This is a genomic window from Neisseria zalophi (genome assembly GCF_008807015.1).
Classification (GTDB): domain Bacteria; phylum Pseudomonadota; class Gammaproteobacteria; order Burkholderiales; family Neisseriaceae; genus Neisseria; species Neisseria zalophi.
This window is the reverse complement of sequence record NZ_CP031700.1, coordinates 210,867-226,979: the sequence shown is the minus strand read 5'-3', so window position 1 is coordinate 226,979 and position 16,113 is coordinate 210,867. Positions and strand designations below refer to the sequence as shown.

The window sequence follows — 16,113 nt, the reverse complement described above, 5'->3', positions numbered from 1 at the left end:
GTCTTGACGCTTAAACACATCTTGATTATAGTAGCCCCGCTTAATATGCCTCAGGGTCATTTTGTATGAATAAGATTTTATATATGCAATTGGCCGCATTGGCAGTCACCGCCGTATTGTGTGCCGCAGTCAGCGGAATAGGCGGTTTTTGGTCGGCAATCGCCGGCGGTTTAAGTTACCTATTGCCCTCGGCGGCAGCAGTTTTACTTTTAAAACTTTTCAAGCCTTATCCGCATTTGGCGGGAAAGATTTTTCTGTTGGGAGAGGGTTTAAAAGTAATGCTGGCTTTGGTGTTCATGTTGTTGGTTTTTGCTATTTGGCATGAAACATTGAAATTTCTACCCTATATCTTAGGGCTGGTTACCGTCAGCCATCTGGTTTTTTTAGCATTGTTGAGAGTTCGAGACTATGGCAAGTGAATCAATGAGCGCTGCCGACTACATCAAGCACCATTTACAAAGCTTGACGAGTTTGCAGGATATAACACAGGGACAGGGCCTTAAAAATATAGCCGATTTTTCATTTATCAACATCGATGCCATATTTTTTGCAGTATTGCTTGGTGTGATCGGTAGTTTTTTTCTATGGCTTGGCGCTAAAAAAGCAACCGCAGGCGTGCCCGGACGTTTTCAAGCGGCAGTAGAGATACTGTTTGAGTTTGTTGATGATATGTGTAAAAGCATTATCCACAACGAGCAGTCGCGTAAAGTTATTGCCCCATTAGGTCTGACATTATTCGTTTGGATTTTCCTAATGAACGCCATGGATATGTTGCCGGTAGATTTATTACCTTGGGCGTGGCAGGGTGCGACAGGAGAGCATCATGCATTATTGCGTGTTGTACCTACTGCTGATTTGAATACCACATTGGCTTTGGCTGTTGGCGTTCTACTGATTTGTATTTTTTACAATATCAAAATCAAAGGATTTGGCGGTTGGATGCATGAAATGTTTACCGCCCCTTTCGGCCCGGCATTGGCTCCGGCAAACTTTGTTTTGAATATTGTGGAATTTTTATCTAAAACCGTATCACATGGTATGCGGTTGTTTGGCAATATGTATGCCGGCGAGCTGGTATTCCTGTTGATTGCACTCTTAGGTGGTGCTTGGGCGGCTTCCGGTAGTGTCGGCATTATGGATCCGATTATGTTCGTATTCCATATCCTTGCCGGTATGGTGTGGGCAATTTTCCATATTTTGGTGATTACCCTTCAGGCATTTATTTTTATGGCATTGGCGTTTGTATATATAGGTCAAGCTCACGATGCACACTGATTTTGTAGTTGTTTTTTTGATGTATTGAGTATTTTATATTTTTTCAACGTAGTTTAACCTTTGTTTTTCATTAAGGAGTTTAAAATGGGTTTGATTGCTATTGCATGTGGTTTGATCGTTGCTTTAGGCGCATTGGGTGCCTCTATCGGTATCGCAATGGTGGGTTCTAAATATCTGGAATCTTCTGCTCGTCAGCCTGAATTGATTGGCCCTCTGCAAACCAAACTATTCTTGATTGCCGGTTTGATTGATGCCGCATTCTTGATTGGTGTGGCTATTGCTCTGTTGTTTGCGTTCGTTAACCCGTTTGCAGGCTAATCCAAACGGTAAGTGTTTCAATTATAATGACGAAACGCCGTTTGTTTGATTAACCCTAATTACGAAGGTTAAGTAAAGTGAATATTAATGCAACCTTATTTGCGCAGATCCTTGTCTTTTTCGGCTTGGTGTGGTTCACGATGAGATTCGTATGGCCGCCTATCGCGAAAGCATTGGACGAGCGTGCCGACAAAATTGCAGAAGGTTTGGCTGCTGCCGAACGCGGAAAAAGTGATTTTGAACAGGCGGAAAAGAAAGTTGCAGAACTCTTGGCCGATGGGCGTAATCAGGTTGCCGAAATGGTCGCCAACGCCGAAAAACGTGCAGCTAAAATAGTAGAAGAAGCAAAAACACAAGCTTCAACCGAAGCTGCCCGTATTACAGCACAGGCAAAAGCCGATGTGGAGCAGGAAACTAACCGTGCCCGTGAAGCTTTACGTGAGCAAGTTGCCGTATTGGCTGTCAAAGGTGCCGAATCTATTTTGCGTAGCGAGGTTAATGCTGAGAAGCATGCGCAAATGCTTAGCGCCTTAAAACAGGAGCTGTAACTTATGGCTGAGTTCGCAACGATTGCCAGACCCTATGCAAAAGCATTGTTCGGTTTGGCGCAAGAAAAAAACCAAATAGAGTCTTGGTTGGGCGGACTGGAACAACTGGCATCTGTAGTGCAGCAAGAAAAAATTGCCGCATTTATCGAACAACCGGAAAAAGATGCTTCAGAAAAAGCAGATATGTTGGTTGGGCTGGTAGATTTAAGCGATTCGAACTTGAAAAATTTTGTATCGGTGCTTGCCGAACAAAAGCGCTTACAGATTCTCCCGGAAGTATATGCACAATTTCAAGACTTAACCTTGGCACTTAACCATACTAAGCGTGCCGTTATTTACAGCGCATATGCCTTAAATGATGAACAGCTGAATGAGTTAACCGCAGAATTACAAAAACGTTTCGGTACCAACTTAGAAACCGTAACCGAAGTAGATCCGGATCTCATCGGTGGTGTAAAAGTAGAAATAGGTGACCAAGTATTGGACTTGTCGTTACAAGGTAAATTAAATGCTTTGTTTACGGCTATGACAAATTAGGAGAGTTTTCATGCAGCTTAATCCTGCTGAAATTAGCGACTTGATTAAAGCCAAAATTGACAATTTGTCTGTAAATACAGAAATTCGTACCCGTGGTACTGTGATTTCCGTAACAGACGGTATTGTACGTGTTCATGGCTTATCAGATGTTATGCAAGGTGAAATGCTTGAGTTCCCCGGCAACACTTTCGGTTTGGCAATGAACCTGGAACGTGATTCCGTAGGTGCCGTAGTGTTGGGTGAATATGAGCATATTAAAGAAGGCGACGAAGTTAAATGTACCGGCCGGATTTTGGAAGTACCCATTGGTCGTGAGCTTGTCGGTCGCGTGGTTAATGCGTTGGGACAGCCTATCGATGGTAAAGGCCCTATCAATACCACATTGACTGCACCGATTGAAAAAATCGCTCCAGGCGTTATTGCCCGTCAATCAGTGGATCAACCGATGCAAACCGGTGTGAAATCTATTGACTCTATGGTACCGATTGGTCGTGGTCAGCGTGAGTTGATTATTGGTGACCGCCAAACCGGTAAAACAGCCGTTGCTTTGGATGCGATTGTTAATCAAAAAGATACCGGTGTTGTTTGTATTTATGTTGCCGTAGGCCAAAAAGCTTCTTCAATTGCCAACGTGGTTCGTAAATTGGAAGAGCATGGTGCAATGAAACATACCATTGTTGTTGCTGCAACGGCATCTGAAGCCGCTGCGTTGCAATTTATCGCACCTTATGCCGGTTGTACTATGGGCGAATTCTTCCGAGATCGTGGCGAAGATGCCTTAATTGTATATGACGATTTATCTAAACAAGCGGTTGCTTATCGTCAAATTTCCCTATTGCTCCGCCGCCCTCCCGGTCGTGAAGCTTATCCGGGCGACGTTTTCTATCTACACAGCCGTTTATTGGAACGTGCTGCGCGTATTAATGCCGATGAAGTTGAAAAACTCACCAATGGCGAAGTAAAAGGTAAAACCGGTTCATTGACTGCGTTGCCGATTATTGAAACACAAGCTGGTGACGTGTCTGCATTCGTACCGACCAACGTTATTTCTATTACCGACGGCCAAATTTTCTTGGAAACAGACTTATTTAACTCTGGTATCCGTCCTGCAATCAATGCCGGTATTTCCGTATCGCGCGTTGGTGGTGCAGCACAAACTAAAGTTATTAAGAAATTAGGTGGTGGTATTCGTTTGGCGCTGGCGCAATATCGTGAATTGGCTGCGTTCTCTCAGTTCGCATCAGATTTGGATGAAGCAACACGCAAACAATTGCAACATGGTGAGGTGGTTACCGAACTCATGAAGCAGAAACAATTCAGTACCCTGAATACTGCTGAAATGGCATTGACATTGTGGGCAATCAATAATGGTTCGTATGAAGACGTTCCGGTTCCCAAAGCATTGGCATTCGAAGCTGAATTCTTAAGCTTCGTACGCACTCAGCATCCTGCCGTTTTAGATGCCATCAATGCTTCAGGCGCTATGTCTGATGAAAATGAGCAAGTGTTGGTTCAGGCAATGAAATCCTTTAAATCTTCTTACAACTATCAGTAAGTCGTTAGAGATGAAAGGAGTCTGAAATGGCAGTAGGGAAAGAGATTCTCACCAAAATCCGCAGTGTTCAAAATACTCAAAAGATCACTAAAGCGATGCAAATGGTGTCGACCTCCAAAATGCGGAAGACTCAAGAGCGGATGCGCTTGGCGCGTCCGTATGCTGAAAAAGTACGTATGGTAATGAGCCATTTGGCACAAACCCAATCCGATCACGGTATTAAGCTGTTAGAGCCGCATCGTAGTGTGCAGCGTGCCGGGTTTGTTTTAATCACAACCGATAAAGGTTTGTGTGGTGGCTTAAATGCTAATGTTTTAAAAAAATTCTTAGCACAAGTTCAAGAATATCAAGAACAAGGCATTGAGGTTGATGTTGTTTGTTTGGGTAGTAAGGGATTGGCAGCTTGTCAGCGTATCGGCTTGAATGTGATTGCCAGCGTGACCAATCTGGGCGATACCCCTAATATGGAAAAAATGCTCGGTGCTTTAACTGAGATTTTTCAGCGTTATGAGAAAAAGCAATTAGATACCATTCACTTGGTGTATTCGGGATTTGTGAATACGATGCGCCAAGAACCTCGTAACGAAATCTTACTGCCTATCGGCCAAAACACAATTGAAAGTGTTGATATAGACAGCAATTATAGTTGGGATTATCGTTATGAACCGACTCCGGTGGCTGTTTTGGAATATTTGGTCCGCCGCTATTTAGAGTCTGTGGTTTATCAGGCATTGAGTGACAATATGGCTTCAGAGCAGGCCGCACGTATGGTTGCAATGAAAGCTGCAACCGATAATGCAGGAAATGCTATTAAAGAGTTGCGTTTGGTATATAACAAATCACGCCAAGCTGCAATTACCACAGAATTGTCAGAAATCGTTGCCGGAGCAGCTGCCGTATAAGGTTGCCGCGACCGTGCATTAAAATAGGATACGATAATGAGCCAAGGCAAAATCGTACAAATCATCGGTGCCGTAGTTGATGTTGAGTTTTCACGAGACAGCATTCCGCACGTGTATGATGCTTTAAAATTGGTTGATACCGATCTCACTTTAGAAGTACAACAACTTCTAGGTGATGGTGTTGTCCGTACCATTGCAATGGGTAGTTCCGACGGACTGAAACGTGGAATGATGGTAAGCAATACCGGTTCCCCGATTTCCGTGCCGGTGGGTAAGGCAACATTAGGCCGTATTATGGATGTACTCGGTAATCCGGTTGACGAAGCCGGTCCGGTTGCTTCAGATGTAAAACGTGCCATCCACCAAGAAGCTCCGAAATTTGATGAATTATCAAGTGCTACCGAGCTTTTGGAAACAGGTATTAAAGTGATCGACTTACTGTGCCCGTTTGCGAAAGGCGGTAAAGTAGGTTTGTTCGGTGGTGCCGGTGTAGGTAAAACCGTTAATATGATGGAATTGATCAATAACATCGCCAAAGCACATAGTGGTTTGTCCGTATTTGCCGGCGTAGGTGAACGTACCCGTGAAGGTAACGACTTCTACCACGAGATGAAAGATTCCAATGTATTGGATAAGGTGGCCATGGTTTATGGTCAAATGAACGAACCACCCGGTAACCGTTTGCGTGTGGCCTTAACAGGCTTGACTATGGCTGAGTATTTCCGTGATGAAAAAGACGAAAACGGCAAAGGTCGTGACGTTTTATTCTTCGTAGATAATATTTACCGTTATACGCTTGCCGGTACTGAAGTATCCGCATTGTTAGGCCGTATGCCTTCTGCGGTGGGTTATCAGCCGACGTTGGCTGAAGAGATGGGTCGTTTGCAAGAGCGTATTACTTCTACGCAAACCGGTTCTATTACTTCTATCCAAGCCGTATACGTACCTGCCGATGACTTGACTGACCCGTCACCTGCAACAACATTTGCTCACTTAGATGCAACCGTCGTTCTGAGCCGTGATATTGCTTCTTTAGGTATTTATCCAGCAGTAGACCCGTTGGATTCGACTTCACGTCAATTGGATCCGATGGTATTGGGTCAAGAGCACTATGATGTTGCGCGCGGTGTTCAGTCTACTTTGCAAAAATATAAAGAACTGCGTGATATTATTGCCATTTTGGGTATGGATGAATTGTCTGACGAAGATAAATTGACAGTGATGCGTGCCCGTAAGATCCAACGCTTCTTGTCTCAACCGTTCCATGTGGCCGAAGTATTTACCGGTTCTCCGGGTAAATATGTTTCTTTACGCGATACCATTGCCGGCTTTAAAGCTATTTTGAGCGGCGAATACGATCATCTGCCGGAACAAGCTTTCTATATGGTTGGTGGTATTGAAGAAGCTGTAGAGAAAGCAAAAACCATAAACTAAGGAGGCCGGCATGAATATCATGCAAGTTGAAGTGGTAAGTAATGAGCAGAATATCTATTCGGGTGAGGCAAGTTTTGTTGTTGTGCCGACCTTGAATGGCGAGCTTGGTATTTATCCGCGACATGAGCCGATTATGAGTTTGGTGCGTCCCGGTGTATTGCGTTTAACCGTACCGGGAGAGTCTGAGGAAATATTGGTTGCCATTTCAGGCGGGGTATTGGAAGTTCAACCCGATAAACTGATGGTATTGGCCGACGTGGCCGTGCGCAGTGATGAAATGGATCTAGCCAGAGCTGAGGAGGCTAAAAAAGCTGCCGAAGCACATATTTCTCAAGCTAAAGACGATGAATCATTGGCTAAAGCCCATGCGGCATTGGCGGCGGCAATCGCACAGCTGAAAACTTTGGATTATATCCGCGCACAAAAAAATAAATAATTTTGTCGGTAGCGTTTGTAAAAGGTACGATATGAATATCGTACCTTTTTCTATTGTTTAACCGATGTAAGTGGCAGTGAGATATTAAAGTGTGAGAGATGCCTAAATAGGTCGACAGCTGATATTTTATTTTTCAAATAAATCAAATGGCCGTCTGAATAAATTTTCAGACGGCCATTTATATAGATGAACTTAAGCTAGCTTTATTTTCTTGCTTTAAATCCCAGTAAATGCTGTTGTGTCGCCAGCCATGCACCGGCAATGCCTAATGCGGATACGGCAGCCATAATCAGCAATACTTCCCAAATATGAAAATAGCGCCAAACAATATTCAGGCCGTAAGGTTTGAAGATTTGATTGACCAGTGGCTGTGAAAGGTTTACCAGCCATGCACATAAAATCAGGCTCAATGCGGCCGACAATATGCCCTGCCATGTTGCCTGATAGAGAAAGGGGCGGCGGATAAACGAGGCGGGGGCGCCAAGTAGCTTGGTGATTTCAATTTCTTCTTTGCGGCTTAAAATTTGCAAGCGGATAGTATTGTGCGCTACCAAAACAAAAGCAACACTGAGGGTAATGGCTAGAAACCAAAAGATTTTATGGACAAAATCATTGATTTGATAAAGCGTTTGCATCCATTCCGTATCCAGTTTGGCAGATTCCACCATCGGCAGTTTGGCCAAGTCTTGTTGCAATGCCTGCATTACTTCGGGCGGTGTGGCCGGGTCGGGTGTCACGATAAACACATCGGGCAACGGATTTTCATCTAGCATGGAAACCAAGTCTTGCCCGCCCAAACTGGTTTGCAATTCTTCCAAACCTTCCTGTTTGCCAATAAATGTACTCTCGCTGATACGGGTATCTTTGGCCAATAGGGATTTAACCGTTTCATTATCAGCTTGGGCGGCATTGAGTTCCATATAAAGCGTGATTTGCGGCGACTCGTTCAGTTTGCCCAAAACAGCTTGGGCACTGTTTACGCCGAGATACAATGTGAGCGGCAGTGTCATGGCTACGGCCAGCATTAGCAAAATCAGGATGGTACCGACGGGCTGCTTGAGTAGCTGTCGGGCAGCATTCACGGCGGCATCGATGTGGAGCGACAAATAAGGATTCATGAAGTAAACCTGCCTTCCTGCAAACGTAAAATACGGTGGCCGTAGTCTGCCATCAGGGTTTCATCGTGTGCGGCTACAATAACGGTGGTACCTACTTCGTGAAAGGTTTTGAAGAGTTCCATAATATCCAAGGCATAGGCGCGGTCTAGGTTGGCGGAAGGCTCGTCGGCAATCAGCAGGCTGGGTTGGTGCACAACGGCGCGGGCAATACACAAACGTTGTTGTTCGCCGCCGGAAAGTGTTATCGGGTCGGAAAGCTCGCGCCCGCCCAAGCCTACTTTTTCAATGGCAATCCGTGCCCGTTTTTCGGCTTGTTTGAGGTCGTAGCCGATAATGCGCAGCGGCAGTAATACGTTTTGCAACACATTGCGGTCAAATAGGATTTTATGGTCTTGGAAGACGATGCCGATATGTTGGCGCAAAAAGCCGATTTGGTTGTCGCTTAGGTTGCCGATATCCTGATTATTGATCCAAACCTTGCCCTTTGTCGGTTTGGTGATACCGGAAATCAGCTTGAGCACGGTTGATTTTCCCGCACCGGAATGGCCGGCCACAAAAATCATTTCACCCTTGCGGATATTAAAGCTGATATTTTTCAGGGCTTGAAAACCACCGGGATAAATTTTAGAAACTTGTTCGAAACGAATCATAAGCATTCTCGTTGTAAGTGGGATTCAGACGGCCTTAAGTAATAAAGAGGCCGTCTGAAAATAATTACGGCGGATTATACCGAATAATGCCTAACTGTTCAGCTGCCACTGACAGACGGAATCCTATATAATACAGCGTAGTTTCAGACGGCCTTTATCAGATAAGAGGCCGTCTGAAAAATGATGATTAAAAAGGAACCACCATGCTCACACCCGAACAAGTTAAAGATATGATTGAAGCCGTTACCCCTTGCGAATACGTTGAAGTAGAGGGAGACGGCCACCATTTTTTCGCTCAGATTGTTTCTTCCGGTTTTGAAGGAAAAGCACGTTTGGCGCGCCACCGTTTGATTAAAGACGGCTTGGCCGACAAATTGGCCAGCAACGAACTGCATGCTTTATCGATTACCGTTGCTGCCACACCGACAGAGTGGGCGGCTAAACAAGCTTAATACCCAATTCTATTGAGATATGAATAACAAAAGCCGCATTTAATGCGGCTTTATTGCATGGTATGGTTAAGCAGACGGATTCAATAAACGATATTGTATGCGGATATATTCGTCTAATACGGTTTGTTGGATGTCCAATCTGAGCTGGAGCGGCGAGGCGAAGCGTACCACAATGTTATACACTTTATCATCGTGGGGAACACGGGTAATCCGAGGTTGGGCGGCCGGTGTAATAAACAGTTTTTGGGTTTGAACGGCCTCTAAGTGTTTTTCAATAGCCGGAACAAAAGGTGCACAGCGTTTTTCCAAGAGTTGTTGTAGCGGCGGCACGATTTGATCGGAATCCAGATGGATTGGCACCGGAATATCAAATGTATGAATAATATACGATCCCATCACATTATCGCGTTGTACGGAATGCGAAAGCAGCAGACTGTTGGGAAACGATACGGCTTTACCGCTTAATTGACCGACTTGCGTATTGGGGCCGATTTGCATCATTAACGTATTAAACAGGTTGATATCGACCACACGCCCGCGCAGGCCGTTGACTTCAATATAATCGCCTACCGAGTATTGCTTGGTTGTCGCCCGTAAAACACTGCCCGACAAACACATAATCAGTTCTTTTGTAGCCAACACAACGGCAGCGGCCACGGCAAACATCGATAAGGCTAAAGTATGGATTTGTGCCGCCCAAATAATCGTTAAACCGAATATCACCAAAATCAGGGTAACATTGCGCCCCATCACCGCCCAACGGCGTTTTTCTTCAATCGGCATGGTGGGATGGCTGCGGAAATGTGCCTGAAGCAAAATAGTGCGCAACAGCAAAATACCGGCAATCATCAGAATAGATTCAATGATTTCCAGTTTGACCGGCCCGTTTTGGATATAGTGGAGAATGGTGTCCCACATGGTATTGCCCCGTATATTGGAATGTACAGCATGTTTGAGTATATGCTTTTGTTTATATCGGAACAATCTTTCCTTAAAACAAGCGGGCTAAAAAGGCTGTCTGAAACTTTTCAGACGGCCTATCCTACATAGCAAGCCATTGTAAAATTCAGTACAATACGCCTCTTGAATTCAGGAATAATAAAGAGAACCGCCATGATTGAAGCCGAAATCGTCAACCAGTTGAACGCTATGCTGAACGACCTTTCCGAACGCAGCAAAGATATCCGCAGCTATCTTGACTACGACGGCAAAAAAGACCGCCTTGAAGAAGTGGTCGGCCTGTCGGAAGACCCCGATCTTTGGAACGATCCTAAAAAAGCCCAAGAAATCGGTAAAGAGCGTAAAGTATTGGAAGGCATCGTCTTAACGCTTGATAAAATTGCCGCCGGTATCGACGACAATCGCGAATTGCTTGAAATGGTTGTCGAAGAAGAAGATGAGAGCGGGTTTGCCGCTGTACAAGAGGATGTCGGCGAGCTTGAAAAAATGATGGCCGATTTGGAATTCAAACGGATGTTTAACCAGCCGGCCGACGTGAACAACTGTTTTATCGACATTACCGCCGGCGCGGGCGGTACCGAAGCGGAAGACTGGGCCGGCATGCTCTACCGCATGTATTTGCGCTATGCCGAGCGCAAAGGCTTTAAAGTGGAAGTATTGGAAGAAGACGAAGGCGACATTGCCGGTATTAACCGTGCCACCATTAAAGTGGAAGGCGAATATGCTTACGGCCTGTTGCGTACGGAAACCGGTATCCACCGTTTGGTGCGCTATTCCCCGTTTGATTCCAACAATAAACGCCACACTTCTTTCTGTTCCGTTTTCGTTTATCCCGAAGTGGACGACAGCTTCGAAGTGGAAATCAACCCTGCCGATTTGCGTGTTGATACCTACCGTGCTTCGGGTGCGGGCGGGCAGCACATCAATAAAACCGATTCGGCTGTGCGGATTACCCACAACCCCACCGGCATTGTGGTGCAATGTCAAAACGACCGCTCGCAACACCGCAACCGCGAAGAAGCCATGAATATGCTGAAAGCCAAGCTGTTTGAATTGGAAATGCGCCGCCGCAACGAAGAAAAACAATCGTTGGAAGACAGTAAATCCGATGTGGGTTGGGGGCATCAGATTCGTTCGTATGTATTCGACCAATCGCGCATTAAAGATTTGAGAACTTCTTATGAAGTCGGCAATATCAAAGCCGTAATGGACGGTGATTTGGACGGCTTTATCGAAGCCAGTCTGAAGCAGGGTGTATAGTACCGTTTGAGGCCGTCTGAAAACGGCGGTCTCAAATATCGCCATGGTTGTTAGTGTTTCATAGCGGCGGGCATGATTGTCCGCCATACTATTTAAAGAAAGCGGTTTGGAATAAGCCGTTACCGTTATAAAGCCGTCTGAAAAATTGCAGGTTCCCTTATGATACAAACCGATTTCTCGCGCCCTGTTTTGGCCATTGATACCAGCACATCATTTTTGTCGCTGGCGTTGCGTGTGGACGGCAAAACGATTATCCGGCACGAAGAAGTAGGTAATAAACAATCCGAACTGATTTTGCCGCATATCGGCGCTATGTTGGCGGAAGCCGGCATGACCGCCGCCGATTTGGGTGTAGTAGTTTATGCACAAGGGCCGGGTGCGTTTACCGGCTTGCGTATCGGTACCGGTGTGGCGCAGGGCTTGGCTACCCCGTTTGATATTCCCTTGGTGGGCGTACCGTGTTTGGATGCGGTGGCTTATCAGATAACGGCACCATGCGTATTGGCGGCAACCGATGCGCGCATGGGCGAAGTCTTTTATGCTTGGTTCGATACGGAACGGCAACAACGTTTAAGCGATTATCTGGTAGGCAAAGCAGCGGAAATCGAAGTACCGGCAGCAGAAAGCATGCCGCAAGGTGTCGGCAATGCGTTTGCCTTGGATGATAAACCGCCGTTTGCCGGGCGTGCCGATATGCCGACGGCAGCCGATTATTTGCAATTGGCATCTTCGGGGCGCTATCCGGCGACAGATGCGGCGCATGCCGAGCTATTGTATGTTCGCAATAAAATCGCGTTAACGGCAAAAGAACAAGCCGAGCGCAAAGGCGGGCGGCCGTGATTATCAGGCTGGCGGAAGAACGGGATATAGCCGCATTGGCAGCGTTGGATGCATTATGCAATCCTTCGCCGTGGTCGGCCGTACAGTTTCAGACGGCCTTGAACAGTCGTGTCGATACGGTTAAGGTATTGGCAGACGAGCATAGCCTTATCGGTTTTGCGGTATGGCAAACCGTATGCGATGAATCGGAACTGCATTTGATTGCGGTTCATCCTAACCGCCGCCGTAGCGGTGCCGCTTCGCAATTGATGCAGGATTGGTTTCAGACGGCCTCGGAGCAACAGGTAACACGGTTGTTTTTAGAAGTTCGTGCCACTAACGAAGCGGCAAAAGTGCTTTATGGCAAATTCGGGTTTACCGAGTGCGGCCGTCGCAAAAATTATTATGCATTGCCCGATGGTGGTCGGGAAGATGCGGTTTTGATGGAGAAATCATGTTAAGCAGCCGTTATCTGCATTTGCACGAAGCCTTAGGGCTGGGGCCGATGTGGTTGAAGCAGGGCGCGAAAGTGCTGCCTGCCGACCATAGCGCCGAAGTGCGGCCGGATAGCGGCGGCAAGGTGGCAACGGTAGCGGCCGAACCGCATATGGCCGCTACGGCCAAAGCGCCTGCACGCCTGGCTGCCATTGCTGCCGTCCATCAAAAGGAAACGGTTTCAGACGGCCTGAATAAACAACATGCGGAACAAACACCGCAACCGATAGCAGAACAGCCAAGGCCGTCTGAAAAAATGGCAGTGAAAGCAACGGATAGGGTGGCGGAAACTGCTCCTGCCGCCCCTGTTTTCGATACGACAGATATTGTGTCGGCCGAGGTGATGGTAGTCAGCATTTGCCCGGCACCCGAAGACCGTACCGCCGGCGTATTGTTTAGCGGTAGTGTCGGCGTGTTGCTGGATAATATGTTGGCGGCGGTCGGTTTGAAGCCCGATGATGTGCATAAAACCACATGGATAAAGGAAACCACGGTTTTTATGCCGCAGCCGACACCGGAACAAGCCGCTGCCGCATTGCCGCAGATATCGGCCGAACTGGCCGCATCTCAAGCTGGCGCGGTGTTGTTTCTGGGACAGGTATTCGAACAGTCTGATTATGCGGAAACAATTGCGCAGTTATGCGGTAATACACCTTATTTTGTCGTACCGCATCCGGCGCGGTTGTTGAGGCAGCCGCAATTGAAACGGCAGGCATGGCAGGCGTTGAAAAAATTGCAGCATGTTTTAAAGGCACGGTAGTTGCCGGTATTTGGATAACAAAACATTCAGGCCGTCTGAAACTTTTCAGACGGCCTGAATCCAATAGATAGAGAATATAGACCCGGCCTCCAGTCTGTTTTTCAATTGCTCGGACAGTATGCTGTTTGTCGGTATTGTTTATTCTGTCGTATGGATAGCCTTGCTATCGGCATTCGGGCAGGCGGGATTCTATGTTACTATTTCTCAAAGCTTGTTTTTATGCTTTTATAATAATAAAGCCGATCCGTTAACGGAAGGAATTTTGCTATGAACCATCAGTATCAGCAGCCACAGCCCCTGCCGCCTTTTCATCATGTGATTGTGGTCGGTGCCAGCGAACGCCCCAATAGTGTCGGCGAGCGGGTGCTTACTCATCTGCTGGCCGCCCCGTTTACCGGCAAAATCACACTGGTTAACCTGCGGCACAAAACCGTGGGCGGCATGAAAGCGTATAGCAATGTCGGCCGCGTGCCGGAAGCTGCCGATGCGGTTTTGGTGCTGACTCGGCCGGAAAGCTATGAGAGCGTGTTGCGGTCGTGTATCAAACAAAATATAGGCTATGTGGTTTTTGCCCAAGATTGGGACAGCCTTTCCGACGAAGAATATAAACAGGCACAAGCGGTATTGAAAAAGAATAGGAAAACCGATATACGGATTGTGGTTTGCCATGCTGCTTCGGTTCAGATTCCTGCTATACGCCTGAACGCAGGGGTTTATCCGGATATGCCGGTCGGCACAGTGGGGCTGATTAGCGGACATGCCGCCGAAAGCGTAGATATGCTGGCATGTTTACGGCAGGCGGGGTTGGGTGTTTCTTGCCATGTGGGTTTGAAATATGCCCTAAGCCCAACCGTTTCGGCCGATATTATCGAAATGTTGGGCAGGGATGCGGGCACAAGTTTAATCGTGGCGGAATACAATCCGAATGAAAATTTACGCCGTCTGTTTAGTGTCGTGCGCAAGGTGGCACGCCGTAAACCGGTGATTCTTTCGGTTAGCGGTTATGCCGATGCGGAAGAGCGGGCGGTATTGCAGGCATTGTCGCGTTATAGCGGCTGTGTGGTAGCATTTTCCCGCGAAGAATTTTTAGCCGCCGTGCATGTGGCCGCCGCGAAAAAACAAGCTGCCGATACATTGAAAGTCGTGGCCAATATTCCTTGCGGCCGTCTGAAAACGCAGGCCGACGAATTAGATATTGCTTTGCAGCTGCCCGATGAAACACAAAGACCGCCCGAAAATACCGAAGGTTATATCGGCAGCAATCCGTCGCCCCTGCGTTTCCGCGAATGTGTGGAAAACAGCCTGCATCATCATCAAACCGAAGCGTTATTGACAGTGGTTTCCCCCGCTGCCGATAAAGCCGCCGACATTATCCGCTTATTGGCGGATATACAAAAACAATCTGATAAGCCGTTGCTGGTTAGCAGTCCGCTTTCAGACGGCCTGATGCAGTTTAAAGACACTGATCAGGCATTGTCGGCATTTGGTTTCCAAAAAAAATACAAAGCATTGAAACAGCTTCGGCAGCATGTGGCGAAGCCGTGGCCGTCTGATGTGGAAAGCCCGTCTGTTAAAGAGATAAAGCAAGCGGCAGAGGATTTGCCGCAACTGCTGAAAACATTGTATCTGCCTGAAAACCATAACGAGGTACAACCATTGTGCGCCCGATTGATTTTCAGACGGCATCCGTATTATGGCGCGGTTGTGTTTGCCTGTTCGGCTGGTAAAACTATGGCCGTTCTGCCGCCGTTTACAACACTTGATGCCGAACAGCTGATTGATAAGGTTGAGTTAAAACGCCATCATAAAACGGTTTACCAATGGCTATACAGTTTAAATGCGGTTGTCGGGCAGGTGCCGGAAATCCGCTCGATACAGATGGAAGTGTATCCCGACGGCAAAACGCATACGGAATGTGAAATAGCGGAAACAGACGACGCAGACGATAGCGAAACAGTGTTGGCAGCATATCCTGTTGCTTTAACACACACGTTTACATTAAAAAACGGCCAAAAAGCCCGTATCCGGCCGCTATTGCCCGAAGATGCCGAAGCCAAGCAGGATTTTGTGCGCCATTTGTCGAAAGAGGATCGCTATACCCGCTATATGACGCACCTTAACGAACTCAGTCCGACCATGCTCGCCCAAGCCTGCAATCTCGATTATGCTTCCGAAGCGGCCATTGTTGCTGAAGCCGTTGAAGATGGCACTTGGTTGGGTGTTGCCCGATTCGGCAGCACGGAAGATAGGGAACGGTGCGAGTTTGGCATCAGTGTGGCGGAAGCGGCGCAGGGGCAGGGTTTGGCTGTTTATCTGATGAAACAGATTGTCGGATTGGCCAAACAGCAGGGCTATTCGGTCATGAGTGCGGAAATCTTGAAGCAGAACGTAGCCATGCAGAAATTGGCGGAAAAACTCGGTTTTGCCCTAACGCCGTCGCCGCACGATAAAGATTTACTCGAAGCTGTTTTTAGTTTGATTGAAGACGAAGAAAAGCCGGTAAACAACATAAAGCAAAATTTAAAACAACAAATACTTGCGCTCAAATTGTAATCTATTCTAAAATTAGCGGTTTTCTATACATCCGACTTTTA

The 16,113-nt window shown here is 46.9% G+C and carries 18 protein-coding genes; 15 read left to right on the top strand and 3 right to left on the bottom strand.

The genetic code is table 11. The annotated features are described in order from the left end of the window. Positions 1–65: 65 nt before the first annotated feature. The 9 genes from D0T92_RS00985 (at position 66) to D0T92_RS00945 (ending at position 7,005) form a co-directional block, all read left to right on the top strand. Positions 66–419 (top strand): ATP synthase subunit I, encoded by a 354-nt coding sequence (locus D0T92_RS00985; RefSeq protein ID WP_151049366.1) that lies wholly within the window; start codon positions 66–68, stop codon positions 417–419. Next, on the top strand, positions 409–1,275 hold the full coding sequence (atpB, locus tag D0T92_RS00980; RefSeq protein WP_151049364.1) for a F0F1 ATP synthase subunit A: 867 nt from the start codon (positions 409–411) through the stop codon (positions 1,273–1,275). The genes D0T92_RS00985 and atpB overlap by 11 nt, the downstream gene beginning before the upstream one ends. An 84-nt stretch (positions 1,276–1,359) precedes the next feature. Further along, the gene (gene atpE / locus D0T92_RS00975; RefSeq protein ID WP_004284425.1) at positions 1,360–1,593 is read left to right on the top strand and encodes a F0F1 ATP synthase subunit C; all 234 of its coding nucleotides are present in this window, start codon (positions 1,360–1,362) and stop codon (positions 1,591–1,593) included. Positions 1,594–1,670: 77 nt separating this feature from the next. Further along, a complete protein-coding gene (locus D0T92_RS00970; RefSeq protein ID WP_151049362.1) occupies positions 1,671–2,141 on the top strand; it encodes a F0F1 ATP synthase subunit B in 471 nt (156 codons plus the stop codon). Between the two features lie 3 nt (positions 2,142–2,144). Next, a complete protein-coding gene (locus tag D0T92_RS00965; protein ID WP_151049360.1) occupies positions 2,145–2,678 on the top strand; it encodes a F0F1 ATP synthase subunit delta in 534 nt (177 codons plus the stop codon). Positions 2,679–2,688: 10 nt separating this feature from the next. Further along, positions 2,689–4,233: a F0F1 ATP synthase subunit alpha gene (atpA, locus tag D0T92_RS00960; RefSeq protein ID WP_151049358.1), complete on the top strand. Its 1,545-nt coding sequence runs from the start codon at positions 2,689–2,691 to the stop codon at positions 4,231–4,233. A 26-nt stretch (positions 4,234–4,259) separates the two neighbouring features. Beyond that, complete coding sequence (gene atpG, locus D0T92_RS00955; protein WP_151049356.1) at positions 4,260–5,135, top strand: F0F1 ATP synthase subunit gamma; 876 nt, start codon at positions 4,260–4,262, stop codon at positions 5,133–5,135. Between the two features lie 36 nt (positions 5,136–5,171). Then, a complete protein-coding gene (atpD, locus tag D0T92_RS00950; protein WP_151049354.1) occupies positions 5,172–6,569 on the top strand; it encodes a F0F1 ATP synthase subunit beta in 1,398 nt (465 codons plus the stop codon). A 10-nt stretch (positions 6,570–6,579) separates the two neighbouring features. Next, positions 6,580–7,005 (top strand): F0F1 ATP synthase subunit epsilon, encoded by a 426-nt coding sequence (locus D0T92_RS00945; protein WP_151049352.1) that lies wholly within the window; start codon positions 6,580–6,582, stop codon positions 7,003–7,005. Between the two features lie 203 nt (positions 7,006–7,208). On the opposite strand, the gene ftsX is transcribed toward D0T92_RS00945, so the two are convergent. Beyond that, entirely contained in the window at positions 7,209–8,123 is a 915-nt protein-coding gene (gene ftsX, locus D0T92_RS00940) for a permease-like cell division protein FtsX (RefSeq protein WP_151049350.1), read from the bottom strand. Further along, on the bottom strand, positions 8,120–8,773 hold the full coding sequence (ftsE, locus tag D0T92_RS00935; RefSeq protein ID WP_151049348.1) for a cell division ATP-binding protein FtsE: 654 nt from the start codon (positions 8,771–8,773) through the stop codon (positions 8,120–8,122). Before ftsE ends, ftsX begins: the two co-directional genes overlap by 4 nt. Positions 8,774–8,976: 203 nt before the next feature. On the opposite strand from ftsE, the gene D0T92_RS00930 reads away from it, so the two are divergent. After that, positions 8,977–9,225 (top strand): BolA family protein, encoded by a 249-nt coding sequence (locus tag D0T92_RS00930; protein ID WP_151049346.1) that lies wholly within the window; start codon positions 8,977–8,979, stop codon positions 9,223–9,225. 66 nt (positions 9,226–9,291) lie between these two features. On the opposite strand, the gene D0T92_RS00925 is transcribed toward D0T92_RS00930, so the two are convergent. Next, positions 9,292–10,143 (bottom strand): mechanosensitive ion channel family protein, encoded by an 852-nt coding sequence (locus D0T92_RS00925; RefSeq protein ID WP_151049344.1) that lies wholly within the window; start codon positions 10,141–10,143, stop codon positions 9,292–9,294. 198 nt (positions 10,144–10,341) lie between these two features. Here D0T92_RS00925 and prfB point away from each other — a divergent pair, with 198 nt between their 5' ends. From prfB to D0T92_RS00900, 5 genes are all read left to right on the top strand, one after another. Then, the gene (gene prfB / locus D0T92_RS00920; RefSeq protein WP_151052927.1) at positions 10,342–11,445 is read left to right on the top strand and encodes a peptide chain release factor 2; all 1,104 of its coding nucleotides are present in this window, start codon (positions 10,342–10,344) and stop codon (positions 11,443–11,445) included. Between the two features lie 162 nt (positions 11,446–11,607). Next, positions 11,608–12,285, top strand: coding sequence for a tRNA (adenosine(37)-N6)-threonylcarbamoyltransferase complex dimerization subunit type 1 TsaB (tsaB, locus tag D0T92_RS00915; RefSeq protein ID WP_151052926.1), 678 nt, complete (start codon positions 11,608–11,610; stop codon positions 12,283–12,285). Continuing rightward, positions 12,282–12,725, top strand: coding sequence for a ribosomal protein S18-alanine N-acetyltransferase (gene rimI, locus D0T92_RS00910; RefSeq protein ID WP_151049342.1), 444 nt, complete (start codon positions 12,282–12,284; stop codon positions 12,723–12,725). Before tsaB ends, rimI begins: the two co-directional genes overlap by 4 nt. Continuing rightward, entirely contained in the window at positions 12,719–13,519 is an 801-nt protein-coding gene (locus D0T92_RS00905; RefSeq protein WP_151049340.1) for a uracil-DNA glycosylase family protein, read from the top strand. The genes rimI and D0T92_RS00905 overlap by 7 nt, the downstream gene beginning before the upstream one ends. Positions 13,520–13,786: 267 nt before the next feature. After that, complete coding sequence (locus D0T92_RS00900; protein ID WP_151049338.1) at positions 13,787–16,072, top strand: GNAT family N-acetyltransferase; 2,286 nt, start codon at positions 13,787–13,789, stop codon at positions 16,070–16,072. Positions 16,073–16,113 lie beyond the last annotated feature (41 nt).